Consider the following 19191-nt stretch of genomic DNA (forward strand, 5'->3'; position numbering starts at 1 on the left):
AAAGGGAGGTGCACAATCTATATGGCACGTATTGCTGGTGTAGACGTACCGCGCGATAAGCGCGTAGTCATTTCATTGACATACATTTTCGGAATTGGTAAAACAACTGCACAAAAGATCCTTGCTAACGCTGGCGTTTCTGAGGAAACTCGCGTTCGTGATCTTACTGAAGCAGAACTTGATAAAATCCGTGAGCAAATCGACGGTTTGAAAGTTGAAGGGGACCTTCGTCGTGAAACTTCCCTCAACATCAAACGTTTGATGGAAATCGGAAGCTTCCGTGGAATCCGTCACCGTCGTGGACTACCTGTTCGTGGACAAAACACGAAAAACAATGCACGTACACGTAAAGGTCCTAAACGGACAGTAGCTAACAAGAAGAAATAATAGGTAAAGGAGGTTTTCGTACATGGCACGTAAACAACAAACTCGTAAGCGTCGTGTGAAAAAGAATATTGAAACTGGTATTGCACATATCCGTTCGACGTTCAACAATACAATCGTAACAATCACTGATAGTCACGGTAATGCACTTTCATGGTCAAGTGCTGGTGCACTAGGATTCAGAGGTTCTCGTAAATCGACTCCGTTTGCTGCACAAATGGCTGCTGAAACGGCTGCTAAAACTGCTATGGAGCATGGCCTGAAGTCTTTGGAAGTTACTGTTAAAGGACCAGGTGCTGGTCGTGAAGCTGCAATCCGTTCACTACAAGCTGCAGGTCTAGAAGTAACTGCAATCAGAGACGTAACACCGGTTCCACATAACGGATGCCGCCCACCGAAACGTCGTCGTGTATAATGGTTTGTTCTCCATTTGATTGAAAAGCACAATTTTTGGTAAAACTAAATTGTGTGATTGCATTTTGATTTCTTTTGATAATCGATTTCAATATGGAACGGCCTATATACTAGACGTTTTGAAGGAGGGTAAATGAATGATCGAGATTGAAAAACCGAAGATTGAAACAGTTATGATCAGCGAAGATTCCAAGTTCGGTAAGTTTATTATTGAACCATTGGAGCGTGGATACGGAAACACTTTAGGGAATTCCTTGCGCCGCGTGCTTCTTTCCTCATTGCCAGGAGCTGCCGTGACATCTATCCAGATCGACGGAGTTCTTCATGAATTCTCTACAATTGAAGGTGTCGTTGAAGACGTTGCAACAATTATTTTGAACGTGAAGAAACTTGCTCTCAAAATCTACTCAGATGATGAGAAAGTGATTGAAATAGATGTAAAAGGCGAGGGGACGGTCACTGCTGCTGATATCACTCATGACAGTGATGTCGAAGTGCTGAATCCGGATCTTCAAATCGCTACACTAGGCAAGAACGGTCATCTGCGTATGCGCATGTATGCTGTTCGTGGCCGTGGGTATGCACCTTCCGATCAAAACAAACGTGAGGATCTTGCGATTGGTGTTATTCCGATCGACTCTATTTACACTCCAGTTTCACGCGTCAATTTTCAAGTCGAGAATACTCGTGTAGGTCAAAGTACCAACTTTGATAAGTTGACGTTTGACATTTGGACAGATGGCAGCATCGGTCCGAAAGAAGCTGTTTCGCTCGGAGCAAAAATCCTGACGGAGCATCTGAATATTTTTGTCGGTATGACTGACGAAGCACAAACTGCTGAAATAATGGTGGAAAAAGAAGAAGACCAGAAAGAGAAAGTACTTGAGATGACTATCGAAGAACTTGATCTATCTGTGCGTTCTTATAACTGCCTGAAACGCGCAGGCATCAATACCGTTCTAGAACTTGCTAACAAGTCTGAGGATGAAATGATGAAAGTGCGCAACCTTGGCCGTAAATCGCTTGAAGAAGTAAAGGCGAAATTGGATGAGTTGAACCTCGGGTTACGCTCGGAAGATTAATCAACTAGATTGAAGGAGGGAAACTTCTATGGGTTACAGAAAACTTGGACGTACAAGTTCACAACGTAAAGCAATGCTTCGCGACTTGGCGACAGACCTAATCGTGCATGAGCGCATCCAAACAACAGAAGCGCGTGCAAAAGAATTACGTTCAGTCGTTGAAAAGATGATCACGCTTGGTAAACGCGGTGACTTACATGCACGTCGTCAAGCAGCACAATTCATTCGTCGTGAGCTAGTCACAACTGCGGATGAAGAAGGCAATGAAAAAGAGATTTTTGCACTTCAAAAATTGTTTGATAACGTGGCACCACGCTACGCTGACCGCCAAGGCGGATACACTCGTATTATGAAAATGGGACCTCGTCGTGGAGACGGAGCACCTGTTGTAGTAATCGAATTAGTATAATAATGCGGAGGGCGACCGCCTAGACGCGACAGGCATAAGACGGATTGGCGAAGCGGCGCTTTTTGCCGCAAAACCGAGACGGATTATGACCCGAGCGGCTGGCGCCCGAAGCTGGAATGTAACATGACGAAGGGTGTGTCTGGCATACGCACAGCCACGCCCTTTTAATATCTAAACGATTTATACGACAAATAATTAAAGCTGAGTGTTATGATCGACGGTTCAGCCGATCGGTCTAGCTCTACGCATCTCATCCGCTGATCTGGATTGAGCACCCAGCATCAGAATAGAATGGAGCGCATTTCTTCGGATGAGGTGCGCGCTTTTTTTATTTATATCGAGAAAAAATTGTAGAATTCAGTTGTTTCATACATAATCGAAAAATGCCGGAGGTGAAAGATGTGAAGGAAATTTTGTCATTGGATCATGTGTCTTATTCCTACGAGTCGGAAGAAGGCGATGTTCGCAGAGCAGTGGATGATGTCAGTTTCACTGTTAGGGACGGAGAATGGATTGCCATTGTAGGTCATAATGGATCGGGGAAATCGACGTTGGCCAAACTGATGATCGGTCTTTTATTTCCGGAAGAGGGCAAAGTGAAAGTCTTTCTAGAAGAGTTGAACGCAGAGAATCTATGGGACATCCGCTCAGACATCGGTATCGTCTTTCAAAACCCGGACAATCAATTCGTTGGCTCGACTGTACAGGACGATGTTGCATTCGCTTTGGAAAACAACGGTATCCCTTTTGAAGAGATGGTGCCACGTGTTCATGATTCACTTGCACAAGTGAAAATGGAAGGATTTCTGGATCATGAGCCTCATCATCTATCCGGCGGACAAAAACAACGTGTGGCAATTGCAGGAGCTCTTGCCATGCGTCCAAAGCTGCTCATTTTGGACGAGGCGACTTCCATGTTGGATCCGCAAGGGCGCGATGAAGTGATCCAAGTAGTCGATGAGCTGAAGCGGACGACAGGGCTCACGGTCATCTCCATTACACATGATTTAGAGGAAGTGCTTCTCGCGGATAAGGTTATTGTGATGAATAATGGGAAATTGATGATGACCGGCAATCCGGAGGAGATTTTTGCGCATGGCGACGAGCTGGAGGCAATCGGACTGGATCTGCCTTTTGCGGCAAGATTGTCGCGCGCTCTTCGCCAGGAAGGTATCGCAATACAAGGGGAACATATGACGGAAGAAGAGTTGGTGAATGAATTATGGACATCTCACTTCAACAAGTAGGCTATTCATACGCAAAAGGCACGCCTTTTGAAAAACGGGCCCTCTATGAGGTGAATGCTTCAATTAAATCAGGATCATATACGGCGGTCATTGGACATACGGGGTCTGGCAAATCGACGTTGCTCCTTCATTTGAACGGCCTTCTGAAGCCGACTGAAGGTTCTGTGGGCATCGGAGAGATAAACATTACTTCCGATACGAAGGCAAAAGAGCTAAAAAAAATCCGAAAGCATGTCGGCATCGTCTTTCAATTTCCGGAACACCAACTCTTCGAGGAGACCGTAGAGAAGGATATTATGTTTGGACCTTTGAACTTCGGGATACCTGAAGAGGAGGCTAGAAGGCGAGCTCATGAATTGATTAAGCTTTTAGGCTTGCCGGAAGACGTCGCACAGAAGTCGCCGTTCGATCTATCTGGCGGACAGATGCGACGTGTTGCGATAGCGGGCGTTCTTGCATTCAAACCGTCCGTCCTTATATTGGATGAACCGACAGCTGGACTCGATCCGCGCGGGCGTAAAGAAATAATGGAGCTTTTCAACAAGTTGCATAAGGAAGAAGGTTTGACGACGATTCTCGTTACGCATAGCATGGAAGATGCAGCGAGATATGCTGATCAAATCCTTGTCATGCATGAAGGACGCTCTGTCATGTCTGGAACGGCTGAAGAAGTATTCAGGGATGCTGAGCGGCTAAAGTCATTCAGGCTTGACCTGCCGCGTTCTGTGGCGTTTCAGCGCGATGTGGAGAAGCTGTTCGGCAGGCAGTTTGGGAAGCTTGCACTTACTGAAGAGCAGCTTGCCAGCATCATTGCCGACGCTTTGCAGGAAGAAGGTGAGCAATAAATGCTTGAGAAGATGATCTTTGGTCGATACGTGCCGGGCGATTCGTTCGTCCATCGACTTGATCCAAGGTCGAAGCTGCTATTCGTCTTCATGTTCATTATCGCAGTATTTTTAGCGAATAATACGATCACATACGCTTTACTGCTAGCTTTCACGTTGTTTGTCATATTCATTGCACGGATTCGTCTTTATTTTTTGTTCAATGGACTAAAACCGATTCTCTTCCTCATCGTTTTCACTTTGCTTATGCACTTCATTTTCACGAAGGAAGGCGCGCTGCTGATCGATTGGAAATTCATAAAGATTTATGAAGAAGGGGTCAGGCAGGGGATTTATATTTCCATTCGGTTCCTCGTACTTGTCCTCATGACGACTATATTGACATTGACGACGTCTCCCATTTCTATCACGGATGGAATGGAGACGTTGCTGAATCCATTGAAGCGCATTAAACTCCCCGTTCACGAACTTGCTCTAATGATGTCGATTTCACTTCGCTTCATTCCGACACTGATGGATGAAACGGATAAGATATTGAAAGCCCAGCTTGCACGTGGGTCAGATCTGACGAGCGGTACGATCAAGGAAAGGATACGTGCAGTCGTACCGTTGCTTGTCCCCCTTTTCGTCAGCGCTTTTAAACGGGCAGAGGATCTTGCTATAGCAATGGAAGTGAGAGGCTATCGCGGGGGAGAGGGAAGGACAAGGTACCGTCAGTTAAGTTGGCAATGGCGTGATACATTGATTATCATCCTTTTCCTTGTTTTAGTCGCAGCTCTTATTTGGCTGAGAGGAGGGAACTGATATGAGACGGGTCAAAGCTACAGTCGCCTACGATGGGACAGACTATGCAGGATACCAGTTCCAACCGAATATACGGACAGTGCAATCCGTCATCGATAAAGCCCTTGTGAAGCTTCACAAAGATAAGTCCATCTACTCTGTCGCAAGCGGTAGGACAGATGCGGGTGTGCATGCTTTTGGACAGGTAATCCATTTCGATACGCCATTGGATCTTCCCCCTGACAGGTGGCGGATGGCGCTGAATGTTTTATTGCCTAAGGATGTAAGAATAATGAATGTGGAGTTTGTGGATGGAGAATTTCATGCACGCTATTCTGCGACGGGAAAGACCTATATGTACAAATGGTCGTCGAGCGAAATCCAAAGCCCTTTTCAAAGAAATTATGCCGTTCATTTAGGGAAGTGGAAGCCTGATATTGAGCGGATGCGCGAAGCTGCCCAGTATTTTATCGGTACGCATGATTTCACAAGCTTTTGTTCATCCAAAACGGCGACTTCAAATAAAGTGCGGACCGTACGGGAATTGACGCTAGTCCAGCAAGGCGAAGAGCTGATCATGACGATTGAAGGCGATGGTTTCCTTTACAATATGGTGCGGACAATTGCAGGCATGCTTTTTGCGGTCGGCATAGGTTGGAACGAGCCGGCGGACATGAAGGAAATGATCGAAGCAAAAGACCGAAAAAAGGTTGGGAAAACAGCGCCAGCACACGGTTTGTACTTGATGAATGTGACATACTAGACTCGAGTCAACTTTTCCAGGTGTTTTCTGAGAAAATGCTTGACTTATGATCACTTTCAATATAAGATGATAAATGGTATTTCAATAACCCCACAATAAGCCCCGGAAAGTTTATTTGTGTTTAGGGATAGAGAAAACAACGGAACAGATTGATAATTTTAGGAGGAAACAATACATGCGTACAACATTCATGGCTAAAGGTCACGAAGTAGAGCGTAAATGGCTCGTTGTCGACGCTGAAGGACAGACGCTTGGTCGTCTAGCTTCTGAAGTTGCAGCAATTTTGCGCGGCAAAAATAAACCTACGTTCACACCACACGTTGACACTGGCGATCACGTCATCATCATCAACGCTGAGAAAATCCAATTGTCTGGGAATAAATTAAAAGATAAAATCTACTATCGCCACACTGGCTATACAGGTAATATCAAACAACGTACAGCTCTTGAAATGCGTACAAACTACCCAACTAAAATGTTGGAACTTGCGATTAAAGGGATGCTTCCAAAAGGTCCTCTAGGTCGTCAAACAATCAAGAAACTTCATGTCTATGCTGGACCGGAACATCCACATACGGCACAAAAACCAGAAGCATACGAGCTTCGCGGATAATTAAGAGGAGGAAACACTTTTGGCACAAGTACAATATATCGGCACTAGCCGTCGTAAAAGCTCAGTAGCTCGTGTACGTCTCGTACCTGGCGAAGGTAAAATTGTCGTCAACAACCGTGACGTAGAAGACTACGTACCATTCGAAACACTTCGTGAAGTGATCAAGCAACCACTTGTAGCTACTCAAACACTTGGCAGCTATGACATCCATGTAAACGTCCACGGCGGCGGTTACACTGGTCAAGCAGGCGCAATCCGCCACGGCGTGGCACGTGCTCTACTTACTGTAGACCCTGAATTCCGCGGCACTTTGAAAGCTGCAGGATTGCTTACACGTGACTCCCGTATGAAAGAACGTAAAAAATACGGTCTTAAAGGCGCGCGTCGTGCACCTCAGTTCTCAAAACGTTAATCTACGAATATGTACAGCCCTTTCCCGATTTTATCGGGGAAGGGTTTTTTATTGTTTACAATACGAATTTAGTAATGCGGTATCATGGTTTAATGAATTTTCTTTACCTTGCAAGCGTAAACACGAAGAATGAGTTGTCTAAATTAAATAACATTCGTCTTACCATTGACTGTACGAAAGTTTCTATGTTATAAATGTAAAGTGAAAAACAGATTCACAACTACGCAATAATTTCATTTAAATATTAAATGTATATGCTTGGGAATATGGCTCAAGCGTTTCTACCTGGTAACCGTAAACTACCGGACTACATGAAAAATAACTGGAAACATTATTTTTCCATTATTTTTCGTGAATCGGCAAACCGGGTAGACTCTATCCGGTTTTTTTGCATTTCATCCAGAAAAGGAATTGCCGGAAGAAGCGTATGAATAGCTTCCCGCTAATAACGGGAGACTATTAGATATTGATTCAAACAATATGTATTGTAGAGGATGGGACGGAATGACAAAGAAACCTATTTACTTCAACCACGACGGTGGAGTTGACGATCTTGTATCATTATTCCTATTGCTTCAAATGGATAATGTTGAATTGACAGGTGTATCGGTCATACCAGCCGATTGTTATTTAGAGCCGGCCGTATATGCAAGCCGGAAAATCATCGATCGTTTTGGAAAAGGCGTCAGTCTGGATGTAGCCGAATCAAATTCGCGCGGAAAAAATCCTTTCCCGAAAGACTGGAGAATGCATGCGTTTCTCGTAGATGCACTGCCAATTTTAAATGAATCCGGGAAAGTTGTTACTCCTGTCGCAGAAAAGCCGGCACATCTTCATATGATCGAAGCGATTCGTAATACTTCTGAGAAGACAACATTATTATTCACAGGACCACTTACTGATCTGGCACGTGCATTGGACGAGGCGCCGGATATTGAAGAGAAAATCAAAAGACTCGTATGGATGGGCGGAACTTTCCGTGAAGATGGAAATGTTCATGAGCCTGAGCATGATGGAACAGCGGAATGGAATGTGTTTTGGGATCCTGAAGCGGCGGCTCGTGTATGGGAAACGAATATAGAAATTGATTTAGTCGCGCTTGAAAGTACAAACCAAGTGCCATTGACGTTGGATGTTCGTGAACGTTGGGCGAAGGAACGCAGCTATATCGGAGTTGACTTTCTCGGTCAATGTTATGCGATGGTCCCACCGCTCGTCCATTTTAAAACAAATTCCACGTACTATTTATGGGACGTGTTAACGACTGCTTTTATCGGTAAAACAGATCTTGTTAAAGTGAAAATGGTTAATAGTTATGTCATTTCCGATGGACCGAGTCAGGGACGCACAGTAGAAACACCTGACGGGCGCCCGGTCAACGTTGTATATGATGTGAATCGGGATGCATTCTTTGATTACATTACGGAATTGGCGAAGCAAGTGAACGGAGAAAACTCCAAGTAATTATAAAAATCCATCCAATCTTACAATGACGGGAGAGTTACTATGCAATACATCTGGGGAATTTGCGGCATCATCGGTATTTTAGCAATTGCATGGGTCTTTTCGACAGCACGTAAATCCATCAATTTGAGAACTGTTCTTGGAGCTTTAGCGATTCAGCTCGTATTCGGTTTTGCTGTGTTGAAATGGGAATTCGGAAGGAAAGCGTTAGAATATATTTCGGGAATTGTCCAGAAAGTCATTGATTCATCCAATGAAGGGATTCAATTCTTATTTGGAGGAGTATTAGGGGCAGATAATGCAGGCTTCACTTTTGCATTTCAAGTGTTGCCGATTATCATTTTCTTTGCTTCCTTAATATCGGTCCTTTATTATTTAGGAATTATGCAGTTTGCGACGAAAATCGTTGGAGGCCTTTTGGCGAAAGCTCTTAAGACAAGCGAGACTGAGTCGATGTCAGCTGCTGCTAATATTTTTCTTGGTCCGACAGAAGCACCGTTAGTCGTAAAACCTTATATCGAAAAAATGACTAAATCAGAACTATTTGCAGTGATGGTAGGCGGAATGGCCTGCGTATCGGGTGCTGTTTTAGGCGGGTATGCTATGCTTGGCGTTCCTATAGAATATTTGTTAGCTGCAGCTTTCATGGGTGCTCCGGGCGGATTATTATTTGCGAAAATCATCGTCCCTCAAACGGAAAAATTGAACACAGCTGAAAATGTTCAAATGGTGAAAGACACGGAATCGAGAAACGTAATCGACGCGGCATCTCGCGGAGCGATGGATGGATTGAAAATAGCGGTTAGTGTAGGTGCGATGTTAATTGCGTTTATCTCTCTCATCTATTTGATCAATCTCATCACTGGGGCAGTTGGCGGGATATTCGGACTTGAATCACTGACACTTGAACAAATCTTAGGATATCTATTCTCCCCACTCGCTTTCCTAATTGGAATTCCATGGGAGGAAGCATTACAAGCAGGTTCATTTATTGGACAAAAATTTGTACTGAATGAATTTGTCGCGTACACTTCCTTTGCTCCTGAAATAGCCAATCTATCACCGAAGGCCGTCGTCATGATCAGTTTTGCATTATGCGGCTTTGCCAATCTCTCAGCGTTGGCTATGTTAATCGGTGGTTTAGGAGGAATGGCTCCTTCAAGAAGAAATGATATTGCGGAAATGGGATTGCGCGCAATCATCGGAGGAACGCTTGCCAATCTGATGAGCGCCGCCATTGCCGGGATGTTACTATAATTGATGTCATAATAGATTGTTGTTTCAATAAGGGACTGCCTGTTTTTCGGCAGTCCTTTTTCTATTGAGAAGTAAAGCTTATAAACGTTGGACGTGAAAATAAAGTAACTTTACAATATTAATAGAAGATATACAACTTAGTGAGATTTGTGAGGAGAATGCATGGTGTATGGATGGGATAACATATGGCCGAAACTGTTGGCGTTTGCAGTGTTTCTGTTTTTAATTTATACGAATTACACAAATTATGAGGAGCATCGAGCGCTAATAGAGGAAGCGGAGAGTAATCCGGTCGAGGAGAGGGTACATCGGAAGCTTGTCGTTCTTGATTTTTTTCGCGAACCTCGATTCACTGTGCAAGTAGGATCTATGCCGGACAGTAGCATTCCGACAAGACATAATTCATCCATTATCGGAGTCGACCGAGAAGTTTATGAGCAGTTGGATGTCGGCGATTATTTGGCGGGCTATAAGGCGGAAGGCAAGTTTTATACGGATAGCACGTTGAAAGAGGAAAAGAATTGGTTTTATATCTTATTCGCTTTTTTTAACCTGTATCCAATCGGTTTTGTGCTTTACTGGCTGCTCAAAATTAAAGCGCTCCGTGAGTTTATAGGACGAATCGGGAAGATTCTCTATCTAAAAAGTATAGGATCTCTAATTGCGTATATTGTCTTTTGGGGGATTGCATTACTTCTTATTGCTTTTTTCGCGACAGAATTTAAAAATTCAGTGGAAAAAAGTTATGAAAAGTTTTTTGGGAAACATCATGTTGAAACGACTGCACTCGTCGTGGAGAAAGATGTCGATTGGCGAGGAGGTAAGTATGATAGAAGGCAGTATTATGTTTCATTAATGTACGGTCCCGAAAATTCACCGGATAGCCTTTTTGTTGTAAAAGAAGTGACGAGGCATACGTACGACAAATATACGAAGGAGATGCCGATCGTCTATAAGGAAGACAATCCTTATCAAGTTTTCGCAAGTCATATGGGGCCGTGGGACGTTATTTACGTAATGACGAGAGGGACAGTAATCGCCTTCGCTGCTACAGGCATTTTAGTTGTTTTATTATGTTTGCTGCCGTATTTATTATGGAAACGGAACAAAGCGGGGCATTCATAAGTACCCTTACTTTAGTTAACTTTAGAAATGAAAATCAAAGTGCTGGACGGTGTGCTTCGCTCGTAGGTAAGATGGAATGAGTGATGACGAGGAGGATATGATATGAAAGAAATTACAACAGCAGATTTACAGCAGAAGCTTGAGAATGGTGAGAGTCTTCATATGATCGATGTAAGGGAAGATGAAGAGGTCGCTGCGGGAATCGTGCCTGGTGCCATTCATATTCCATTGGGAGAGATCCCGGAACGCATGGCTGAACTAGATAAAGCGACGCCGTATGTGCTGATTTGCCGGTCAGGCGGTCGCAGTGGCCGTGCTGCAGAATTTTTAGAGGCACAAGGGTATGACGTAACCAATATGGTTGGCGGCATGTTGGATTGGCATGGAGACGTTGAATAAGGAATGCGAAAAAATAGGCTATCCAGAAGGTCGGAAAATCGGCTTTCTGGATGGCTTTTTTAATTGAAGATGGCGGAGTCCAAAGGGGGTAGTTGATTTCTTCGCTCAAGAATCCGATTTTGCGCTCAAGAAAATGAATATGCGCTCAAGAATCCGATTTTGCGCTCAAGAAAATGAATATGCGCTCAAGAATTTGATTTTGCGCTCAAGAAAATGAATATGCGCTCAAGAATTTGATTTTGTGCTCAAGAAAATGAATTAGCGCTCAAGAATTTGATTTTGCGCTCAAGAAAATGAATTTACGCCCAAGAATCCGATTTTGCGCTCAAAAAAACGAATCTTTGCTCAAGAAGTCTGACCCGGCGCTCAAGAACTCAAGTTCAGCCCTCAATAATCAGCCGAATTCAATTGCATTCCGAAAGAATGAAGTCCTTACAGCAGACCGATCATCCAAAATGTAAAACAAGCTATCATATCTTGGCCAAGGTCTGCGTATAGTGGAGGAAAAAGGCGGTGTGAGATTGAAACGATGGCTTATCATCGGGTTGTTATTTGCAAGCTCCCTACTTATCGTGCTTTACGGTGTGAATGCCTCGGACAGAGGTTTTTTCATGCCTGAACAGCTTGGGGGAGTGAAGATTGTCATTGATCCAGGGCACGGGGGACTAGACGGCGGAGCATCAGTTGGAGACGTTGTAGAGAGGGACATTACGTTAAGCATTTCGCATGAATTGAAGAAGAGATTGGAAAAGAAGGGCGCGATGGTTGTTATGACGCGTGAGAAGGAAGGCGACGCCCTTGCAGAACACGCACCGAGTGAGAAATTCGGAACGACAAGGCAAAGAAAAATGGCCGACTTGAAGTTGCGGGAAACCATTGCAATTGAAGAGGATCCTGATATGTTCCTCAGCGTCCATGTAAATGCGATTCCAGAACAAAGATGGCGGGGTTCACAAGTGTTTTATCATGCTGAAGGTCATCCTGGAGGAGAACTTTTAGCAAAATCAATTCAAGGATCTTTCGTAAATAATTTACAAAATACTGATCGTGAAGCCTTAGCGATCAAAGGGGTTTATTTGTTGAAAAAAGTTCCGATGCCTTCCGTTTTAATAGAGACAGGCTTTATCTCAAACCCGGAGGAACGGGCGTTGTTGACGGATCCTGCCTACCGCGGGAAAGTAGCGGATGCGATAGTGGAAGGAATCATCCAATTTCATTTATCTGAAAAGCAATGAAGACAATTCTGACTTTGCAAGTGTAGCAATATGGTATACTTAGAGGAGAAGAAATAAACCTCTAAGGAGTGGCCATATTGATTAACGAACAAATTGTCCGTGACGTTGTAGGCGAGTTGAAGGATCCGTTTTTACATAAAACACTTGCGGAAACCGATGGGATTATTAGTGTATCGGTTAAACCGGAGAAAAAGCATGTCAGTGTAAAATTGGCCATCGCTAAAGTCAACACAGCGGAGCAAATGAACTTGCAGATGAAAGTGGTTGAAGTGATAAAAGCAGCAGGAGCAGACTCAGTGGGTATTCGTTTTGAGGAACTGCCGCCTGAAACACTCGAAAAATTCCGTGGTACGGCAACGGAGGCTGAAGCTCAAGACTTACTGTCTCCGTTGAATGATGTTGAATTCATTTCAATTGCATCCGGGAAAGGCGGAGTGGGGAAATCGACGGTTTCCGTGAACTTGGCGGTTGCCCTCGCTCGTCTTGGGAAGAAGGTAGGATTGATCGACGCGGATATTTACGGTTTCAGTGTACCTGATATGATGGGTATTACAGAATTGCCGGTCATCCGTGATAATCGAATCATTCCGGTGGAGCGATTTGGAGTGAAAGTAATTTCAATGGGATTCTTTGTGGAAGATAACGCTCCTGTCGTATGGCGTGGACCGATGCTCGGGAAAGTGCTAGATCAGTTTTTCCGTGATGTAGATTGGGGACCGCTGGATTATCTAATTCTAGATTTACCGCCTGGCACTGGGGACGTCGCTCTTGATGTCCATCAAATGATTCCTTCATCCAAAGAAATTGTCGTCACAACGCCACATCCGACTGCTGCATTCGTAGCGGCCCGTGCAGGAGCAATGGCGCTTCAGACAGATCATGCCCTCTTAGGTGTCATTGAAAACATGGCGTGGTTTGAGTCAAAACTGACAAATGAAAAGGAATACGTATTTGGCCAAGGGGGAGGCACTCGGTTAGCAGAAGAATTACGCACCGAGCTTTTAGGACAAATTCCACTCGGTCAGCCGGATTGGAATGAAACTGAATTTGCCCCATCTGTTTATGCAGAAGATCATCCGATTGGTCAAACGTATACGAAGATTGCACAGACAGTTATCGATAAAACTCAAAAATAATAGGAAGCTTCAAAAAAGGGCGGTGGAGGTTATTTACCTCCGCCGCCGCTATTTCCACCACCACCTGATTGTTCACCGCCACCACTAGATCCACCGCCACCACCTTGCTTCTCAGTTGGTGCCACTTCACCCGCTTTAAGGATCAACTCCTGCCATTTCGCCTTAAGTAATGGGCTGTTAATCGTTTCTTCAATCGACTTCTCCATCTGTTTTTTCATATTAGCTGATTGTAAAATGGTTTCCATTTGTTTTTGCATATCAGGCTGTCCGAAAAATTCCACCATTTCTTTTTGGAATGAAGAGTCATTAATTAGCTTTGACATAATGTCTTGCTGCTGATCCTTCATGCTTTTCGCAACTTTTTCCGTAAACTTCGGATCCTCAAATGCCTTTTTCCAGAAATCCTCGCCTTTATCCGATAGTAACGTATCCTCGATGGATTTTTTCACTTCCGCCTGATCCAGTACCATCAACTCCCTGAATTCGGGATCGGATAGCATTGTCCGAACAGCCTTTTTTCCATCTTCTGTTTGTAGAGCATCCGTCATCATCTTCTTCATTTCATCGTAATTCGGTCCTTGCTGTTGCATACTGCAGCCCGATAATAATATAACAAGTACAAGTAAATGAACCCATTTTTTCATCATGAGATCAATTTCCCTTCCGATTGCGTTTTCAATTATTGTTCACAATATAAAGAGGAATATGCATTACGCATTCAAGGAAATAGATTTTTCGGCAAAACGTTGATACACTATTGGAAGCAATTAAAAACGGGGGAACAGTAACGTGACCATACGAAATTGGGTTAAATTCTTTTTTACTGCATTAATTATCGGAGGAGTTGTCACGGGAATCCTCGGGTTGATCGTCCGATGGGAATTCTTCTCACAATATTTATCATCCGGAGAATATACGGAGTTTCTTGGCGCATTCTTATGGATGATCTTTCTCGGATTTACGATGAGTGTCGTTGCGCAGATGGGCTTCTTCGCCTATTTGACGGTTCACCAATTTGGTGTGAACTTATTCAGAACTTTGACATTATGGAATTGGGTGCAGCTACTCATCATCGCAGTAGTCATTTTTGATCTCGTGTTTTTCAGATTCAAACTGACTGCTGGAGATACCGGGCGAACCGTGCTTTATTTGATGCTGTTGTTTTCATTACTAGCAGTATCTATTGTCACGGCTTATTTCAAAGCGAAATGGACAAAAAAGCACACGCTTATTTCTGCACTGTTCTTCATGATCGTCATTACGACGCTTGAATGGCTACCGGCATTAATGGTTCGGTCAGGCAATATCGATTCGTGGGTGACAATTTTATTATTCCCGCTTCTCGCGGTCAATGCATATCAGCTTCTCATGCTGCCGAAGTATAACCGCCAATCCGATGAGGACAAGGCAAAGCTCGATGCGCGTAAACAGGCACGAAAATCGAAATCGACAAAAACGGCAAAAGCGAAATGATAAAAGCGCAGTTCCTCAAATAAAAGGAGAACTGCGCTTTTTGTTACGTCTAGACTCCGGGCGCCAGAAGCTCGGGGTCATAAGTCAAAGCTGTTACGTGGCAAAGACCGCCATTCAACATCTTTGTCTAATGCCTTTCGCTTTTAGTCAGGCGCCCTTCGCTTTTGGTTATTTCGGCATTTTTTTCGTTTTGATGGACATGTTGAAAAGGACATCTTCCAATAATCTATTTTGGCGTGTCTCGGCCAGCTTTTTGAAATTGGCTAATGTGACCCTTTCTTCACGATGGTGCGGCAACGAAATAATTTCTCCTTCAATGACCGGCGGCGGCTCTCCAGTGTGCCAGCGGACGGATGAACCGAGTGCATTCACTTCGCTGTCCCATAGCGCACTTCGTAAAGAATATGGAAACTGTTCATCAGACGTCCTGAACCATAACGGCTTTGCACCGAACAACTTCTCATACTGTTCAAGCTGTTCAATGAGAAGAGGTGTGTTCTGTTCATATTCCATTCCTGCATGTCCCAATAAGCCTGTCGGGATGTTGCGTTTCTTGATCAATTGTATGATCTCCGGAAAACGGTCGGCCCATTCCATATCTAGAAGAAGCAATGGATAGGGAGCCTGTAATTCATGAACCAGCTGTTTCACTTCCTCGTCTCCGAATGAAATATTAATTGTCATCGCAGAACCGGACATTCCTCTAACAATGACTTCATTCGGCTCATCCGTCAACCGGAAAACAGCCTTCAACGAATCCGATCCGGGCATGCTTGGGAAGAATAGTGCGGCAGCACAGCAAACGAAAATGAGAATAACTAGTTTAGCTCTCAAGTCACATCCCCTTTAAAACGAAATCTATAGGGTACTTTATGATAAAGGCTTGACCAATATGATTGGGTCATGCTAATATAAGAAAGTCGTTACAGGGTAGTGAAAAAAGGGTTGATTTTCACCCGGCTTTCAGCTAAACTAAATATTGTCGTTGGAAATAATAATTACGATTCCGCAGTAGCTCAGTGGTAGAGCAATCGGCTGTTAACCGATCGGTCGTAGGTTCGAGTCCTACCTGCGGAGCCATTTTTATGCTTCCATAGCTCAGTAGGTAGAGTGCTTCCATGGTAAGGAAGAGGTCACCGGTTCGAATCCGGTTGGAAGCTCCAGATGAAACTTGCGATTTCTGTTTCATTAAGAAAGACGCTTTTTTTATGCTCACCTGCCCTTTGGAATACGAAATATAAAAATGAAAAAAATAGACTTGCATAACGAATACGAATTTGTTAATATAACATTTGTGCGATTCGTAAAGCAGTTTATTAATCTTATATGGCCCCTTGGTCAAGCGGTTAAGACACCGCCCTTTCACGGCGGTAACACGGGTTCGAATCCCGTAGGGGTCACCATGTTTGTTTCTAAAGTTAGTAAAATGAAGCTGACAAAGAGATGCGCAGCTTATCACTACACTCCCGTTAAAATTGGGAGAAGCAAGCAGGTCGCGGAAGCGATTGAGAGAAAGAGGGAGCGTACAAAAGTACGTGACCGAGTGAACGAATGAAGCTGACAAAGAGATGCGCAGCTTATCACAATTTTAACCTGGTGGGGTAGCGAAGTGGCTAAACGCGGCGGACTGTAAATCCGCTCCCTCAGGGTTCGGCGGTTCGAATCCGTCCCCCACCACCATTACATACTTACGCTTTAACATGTTTGCTAATCCAGTTAAAAACGAGTGAAGCCGAAGCAGCAATGCGAAGCTAAACTCTATTTTAACGTTGGGGTATAGCCAAGCGGTAAGGCAACGGACTTTGACTCCGTCATTCGTTGGTTCGAATCCAGCTACCCCAGCCAATTATTTTTTTCGCTCCACGAAAAAAATAATTTGCGAGCAATTCCGAAGGTATTGCGAGCAAATCGGTTTTAATACCAGAACATTCCAAGTTCAAGGAATTAGGAGCAAATCGGTTTTAATACCAGAGCATTCCAAGTTCAACGAATTAGGAGAAAACCGATCTTAATATCCACAGCATCTAACCACATACACACCACTCTCAAATCCATCCAAAAGATAGGATTTTTTTTATTGCCTAAAATACCCTCTCACGACATTCAAAAAATGTTCATACAGCTATCCGTCAAATTCAGTTTTTGCGAGTATTATAGAAAGGTATTGTATAGTAGAGACAAAGATCAGCAGAAATGATGTAGATTCTCACAAGTATAGAACAGTTCGCATGTGTTTATGCGTTACTGGACTGACTTATGCGTATTTGGATAATCGCGCAATCATCGAAGTTTATTCAAATAGGCAATGAGGTTCAGTTGAAAGGATTGATGATGTTCACATGCATGATTATTTTGAAGTAATGCGTAAAATGACAGGCAACGACAATCAGATCGACGTCGAGGCAATCCTCGCCGATATTGCGTTTGCGCTCGATCAAACCGTCATCGTCGCGATGACTGATCGCACAGGAAAAATAACATATGTCAATGAATTGTTTACAAAGATATCGCAGTTCGAAGCTAATGAGCTGATTGGGGCTACACACTCGATCATTAATTCTGGCTATCATTCGAAAGAGTTTTTCAAAGATATGTGGTCGACAATTGGCCGCGGGAAAATCTGGCAAGGTGAAATTCGTAACCGAGCAAAGGATGGCAGCATCTACTGGGTGGATACAAAGATTGTTCCTTTTATGAGTGAATCGGGAACACCGAATAGATATATTTCCATTCGTTATGATATTACAGAACGGAAGCTTATGGAGGAGAAAATTCGAAAGGATGCACAAACATACCGTCGAATTGCCGAAGAAAACCGTAATCTATCGTATAATGACCAACTAACGTCTTTGCTCAACCGTAATGCATTCAGCAAGGAGCTGCGATCATGTATAGAAAGTAAGCGAAAAGATGAATCAAGATTAGGGCTTGTTTATTTGAACATCGATCGATTGCGAAATGTAAATGACTCGTTTGGACAGGAAACTGGGGATTACGTGCTGTCGGTAATCGCAAACCGGTTGAGGAACGTACTACGTCATGAAGACATCATTGGCCGCATCTCAGGTGACGAATTTGCGTTCACTTTAACGGAGGCTGCGGACGAGGAAAAAGCGGAGCAGTTGACGGAGACAATAAAGAGCAGTTTGGAAAATCCGATAAGCCTTCATGGTGAATTGTACACTATTTCAACTAGCTGTGGCATTGCGTTATTTCCAAAACACGCGAAAGTGGCGCCGGAGCTTATGATGAAGGCTGAAAAGGCGTTGCATTATGTAAAAGAGCATGGTGGCGGGAATTATAAAATGTATGAACCTGGAACAGCGACAAAAACATTGGAACGCATTTTATTGGAGAATGAATTGCGTAAAAGTGTTCAATTGGGACATTTCACATTAGAATATCAACCGAAAATGAACTTGTCCCGTGGCGATCTGTCTGGGGTCGAGGCATTGGTGCGCTGGAATCATCCTGAACTTGGCCGCATTCCACCGGACAAGTTCATTCCGTTGGCGGAGGAGACGAATCTCATTTTGCCGCTTGGCGAATGGATTTTACGGGAAGCTTGCAAGCAGGCGGCGCAATGGAAGCACGAAGGGTATGGACCAATTCGCATTGCCGTGAATATGTCGACCGTCCAGCTGGATGATGAGGAAATCGTTGGGGCGATAAAACGGATTCTTATGGAAGAGGAAGTTGAACCGGATTTCATCGAAATTGAACTGACCGAGAGCTCATTTGCAGATCGGGATGAAATGAGGGAGACGATTCAGCAGATTAGGGATTTAGGCATGCATGTTGCAATAGATGATTTCGGAACAGGTTATAGCACTTTCAGTTATATTAAGGAATTGCCAGCAGACACAGTGAAAATCGATATGTCATTCGTGAAGGACATTGACGTGAACGAAAACAGCAGAGCTATCGTCAAGGCGATTGTTACATTGGCAGATACGGCTGGCCTTAATGTCGTTGCCGAAGGAATCGAGACGGGGGAACAAGCGGAAATCCTTTGCAACTTAGGATGCAGAGAAGGACAAGGCTATTTCTTCAGCAAGCCTTTACCTCCCGAAGAATGTGAATTGATGTTTTCAAAATCCGTAGAATATGAATAAATATCCGTAAACTTGTCAGGTTGAGCCATTTCATT

Annotated in this window: 20 protein-coding genes, 5 tRNA genes and 1 riboswitch; of the genes, 23 read left to right on the forward strand and 2 right to left on the reverse strand. The window is 43.9% G+C overall.

The window, feature by feature from the left end:
* Nucleotides 1–21: 21 nt before the first annotated feature.
* The 16 genes from rpsM (at nt 22) to ACR65H_RS04715 (ending at nt 13568) form a co-directional block, all read left to right on the forward strand.
* Nucleotides 22–387, forward strand: a complete 366-nt coding sequence (gene rpsM / locus ACR65H_RS04640; protein ID WP_440499000.1) for a 30S ribosomal protein S13 — start codon at nt 22–24, stop codon at nt 385–387.
* A 22-nt stretch (nt 388–409) separates the two neighbouring features.
* Nucleotides 410–799 (forward strand): 30S ribosomal protein S11, encoded by a 390-nt coding sequence (gene rpsK / locus ACR65H_RS04645; RefSeq protein WP_009499031.1) that lies wholly within the window; start codon nt 410–412, stop codon nt 797–799.
* A gap of 136 nt (nt 800–935) precedes the next feature.
* On the forward strand, nt 936–1880 hold the full coding sequence (locus ACR65H_RS04650) for a DNA-directed RNA polymerase subunit alpha (RefSeq protein WP_251627903.1): 945 nt from the start codon (nt 936–938) through the stop codon (nt 1878–1880).
* Nucleotides 1881–1908: 28 nt separating this feature from the next.
* Nucleotides 1909–2289, forward strand: coding sequence for a 50S ribosomal protein L17 (gene rplQ / locus ACR65H_RS04655; protein WP_060203464.1), 381 nt, complete (start codon nt 1909–1911; stop codon nt 2287–2289).
* A gap of 401 nt (nt 2290–2690) precedes the next feature.
* Entirely contained in the window at nt 2691–3536 is an 846-nt protein-coding gene (locus tag ACR65H_RS04660; protein ID WP_440499001.1) for an energy-coupling factor ABC transporter ATP-binding protein, read from the forward strand.
* The gene (locus tag ACR65H_RS04665; protein WP_440499002.1) at nt 3512–4381 is read left to right on the forward strand and encodes an energy-coupling factor ABC transporter ATP-binding protein; all 870 of its coding nucleotides are present in this window, start codon (nt 3512–3514) and stop codon (nt 4379–4381) included. The genes ACR65H_RS04660 and ACR65H_RS04665 overlap by 25 nt, the downstream gene beginning before the upstream one ends.
* Nucleotides 4382–5185, forward strand: a complete 804-nt coding sequence (locus tag ACR65H_RS04670; protein WP_440499003.1) for an energy-coupling factor transporter transmembrane component T family protein — start codon at nt 4382–4384, stop codon at nt 5183–5185. It abuts the gene before it with no gap.
* Nucleotide 5186: 1 nt separating this feature from the next.
* Nucleotides 5187–5927 carry a tRNA pseudouridine(38-40) synthase TruA gene (gene truA, locus ACR65H_RS04675; RefSeq protein WP_440499004.1) on the forward strand — a complete coding sequence of 247 codons (741 nt, stop codon included), beginning with the start codon at nt 5187–5189 and terminating at the stop codon, nt 5925–5927.
* Nucleotides 5928–6102: 175 nt separating this feature from the next.
* Complete coding sequence (rplM, locus tag ACR65H_RS04680) at nt 6103–6540, forward strand: 50S ribosomal protein L13 (RefSeq protein WP_440499005.1); 438 nt, start codon at nt 6103–6105, stop codon at nt 6538–6540.
* A gap of 19 nt (nt 6541–6559) precedes the next feature.
* Nucleotides 6560–6952 (forward strand): 30S ribosomal protein S9, encoded by a 393-nt coding sequence (gene rpsI / locus ACR65H_RS04685; RefSeq protein ID WP_440499006.1) that lies wholly within the window; start codon nt 6560–6562, stop codon nt 6950–6952.
* Between the two features lie 228 nt (nt 6953–7180).
* Nucleotides 7181–7282: riboswitch (purine riboswitch) on the forward strand.
* 174 nt (nt 7283–7456) lie between these two features.
* Complete coding sequence (locus ACR65H_RS04690; protein ID WP_440499007.1) at nt 7457–8416, forward strand: nucleoside hydrolase; 960 nt, start codon at nt 7457–7459, stop codon at nt 8414–8416.
* A gap of 42 nt (nt 8417–8458) precedes the next feature.
* The gene (locus ACR65H_RS04695; protein ID WP_440499008.1) at nt 8459–9673 is read left to right on the forward strand and encodes a NupC/NupG family nucleoside CNT transporter; all 1215 of its coding nucleotides are present in this window, start codon (nt 8459–8461) and stop codon (nt 9671–9673) included.
* A 162-nt stretch (nt 9674–9835) separates the two neighbouring features.
* The gene (locus ACR65H_RS04700; RefSeq protein ID WP_440499009.1) at nt 9836–10798 is read left to right on the forward strand and encodes a hypothetical protein; all 963 of its coding nucleotides are present in this window, start codon (nt 9836–9838) and stop codon (nt 10796–10798) included.
* Between the two features lie 102 nt (nt 10799–10900).
* On the forward strand, nt 10901–11197 hold the full coding sequence (locus ACR65H_RS04705; RefSeq protein ID WP_440499010.1) for a rhodanese-like domain-containing protein: 297 nt from the start codon (nt 10901–10903) through the stop codon (nt 11195–11197).
* Nucleotides 11198–11718: 521 nt separating this feature from the next.
* Nucleotides 11719–12432: an N-acetylmuramoyl-L-alanine amidase gene (locus ACR65H_RS04710; protein WP_440499011.1), complete on the forward strand. Its 714-nt coding sequence runs from the start codon at nt 11719–11721 to the stop codon at nt 12430–12432.
* A gap of 77 nt (nt 12433–12509) precedes the next feature.
* On the forward strand, nt 12510–13568 hold the full coding sequence (locus ACR65H_RS04715) for an iron-sulfur carrier protein/transcriptional regulator SalA (protein ID WP_440499012.1): 1059 nt from the start codon (nt 12510–12512) through the stop codon (nt 13566–13568).
* 29 nt (nt 13569–13597) lie between these two features.
* Here ACR65H_RS04715 and gerD read toward each other — a convergent pair whose 3' ends face one another.
* Nucleotides 13598–14215, reverse strand: a complete 618-nt coding sequence (gerD, locus tag ACR65H_RS04720) for a spore germination lipoprotein GerD (RefSeq protein ID WP_440499013.1) — start codon at nt 14213–14215, stop codon at nt 13598–13600.
* A gap of 142 nt (nt 14216–14357) precedes the next feature.
* Between gerD and ACR65H_RS04725 the strand changes: the two genes are divergently transcribed.
* Nucleotides 14358–15041: a KinB-signaling pathway activation protein gene (locus ACR65H_RS04725; RefSeq protein ID WP_440499014.1), complete on the forward strand. Its 684-nt coding sequence runs from the start codon at nt 14358–14360 to the stop codon at nt 15039–15041.
* A 168-nt stretch (nt 15042–15209) separates the two neighbouring features.
* Here the strand turns inward: ACR65H_RS04725 and ACR65H_RS04730 are convergent, their stop codons facing one another.
* On the reverse strand, nt 15210–15875 hold the full coding sequence (locus tag ACR65H_RS04730; RefSeq protein WP_440499015.1) for a polysaccharide deacetylase family protein: 666 nt from the start codon (nt 15873–15875) through the stop codon (nt 15210–15212).
* A gap of 171 nt (nt 15876–16046) precedes the next feature.
* On the opposite strand from ACR65H_RS04730, the gene ACR65H_RS04735 reads away from it, so the two are divergent.
* The 6 genes from ACR65H_RS04735 to ACR65H_RS04760 all read left to right on the forward strand — a co-directional run bounded on the left by ACR65H_RS04735 (nt 16047) and on the right by ACR65H_RS04760 (nt 19156).
* Nucleotides 16047–16121: transfer RNA gene (locus ACR65H_RS04735), tRNA-Asn, on the forward strand.
* Between the two features lie 7 nt (nt 16122–16128).
* Nucleotides 16129–16204, forward strand: a tRNA-Thr gene (locus tag ACR65H_RS04740).
* 165 nt (nt 16205–16369) lie between these two features.
* Nucleotides 16370–16444, forward strand: a tRNA-Glu gene (locus tag ACR65H_RS04745).
* A 192-nt stretch (nt 16445–16636) separates the two neighbouring features.
* Nucleotides 16637–16721 (forward strand) — tRNA-Tyr (locus tag ACR65H_RS04750).
* A 90-nt stretch (nt 16722–16811) separates the two neighbouring features.
* A tRNA-Gln gene (locus ACR65H_RS04755) sits at nt 16812–16886 on the forward strand.
* 494 nt (nt 16887–17380) lie between these two features.
* Nucleotides 17381–19156 (forward strand): putative bifunctional diguanylate cyclase/phosphodiesterase, encoded by a 1776-nt coding sequence (locus tag ACR65H_RS04760; protein ID WP_440499016.1) that lies wholly within the window; start codon nt 17381–17383, stop codon nt 19154–19156.
* The last annotated feature ends 35 nt before the right edge of the window (nt 19157–19191 follow it).

It is taken from the genome of Sporosarcina sp. SAFN-015, from assembly GCF_059415085.1.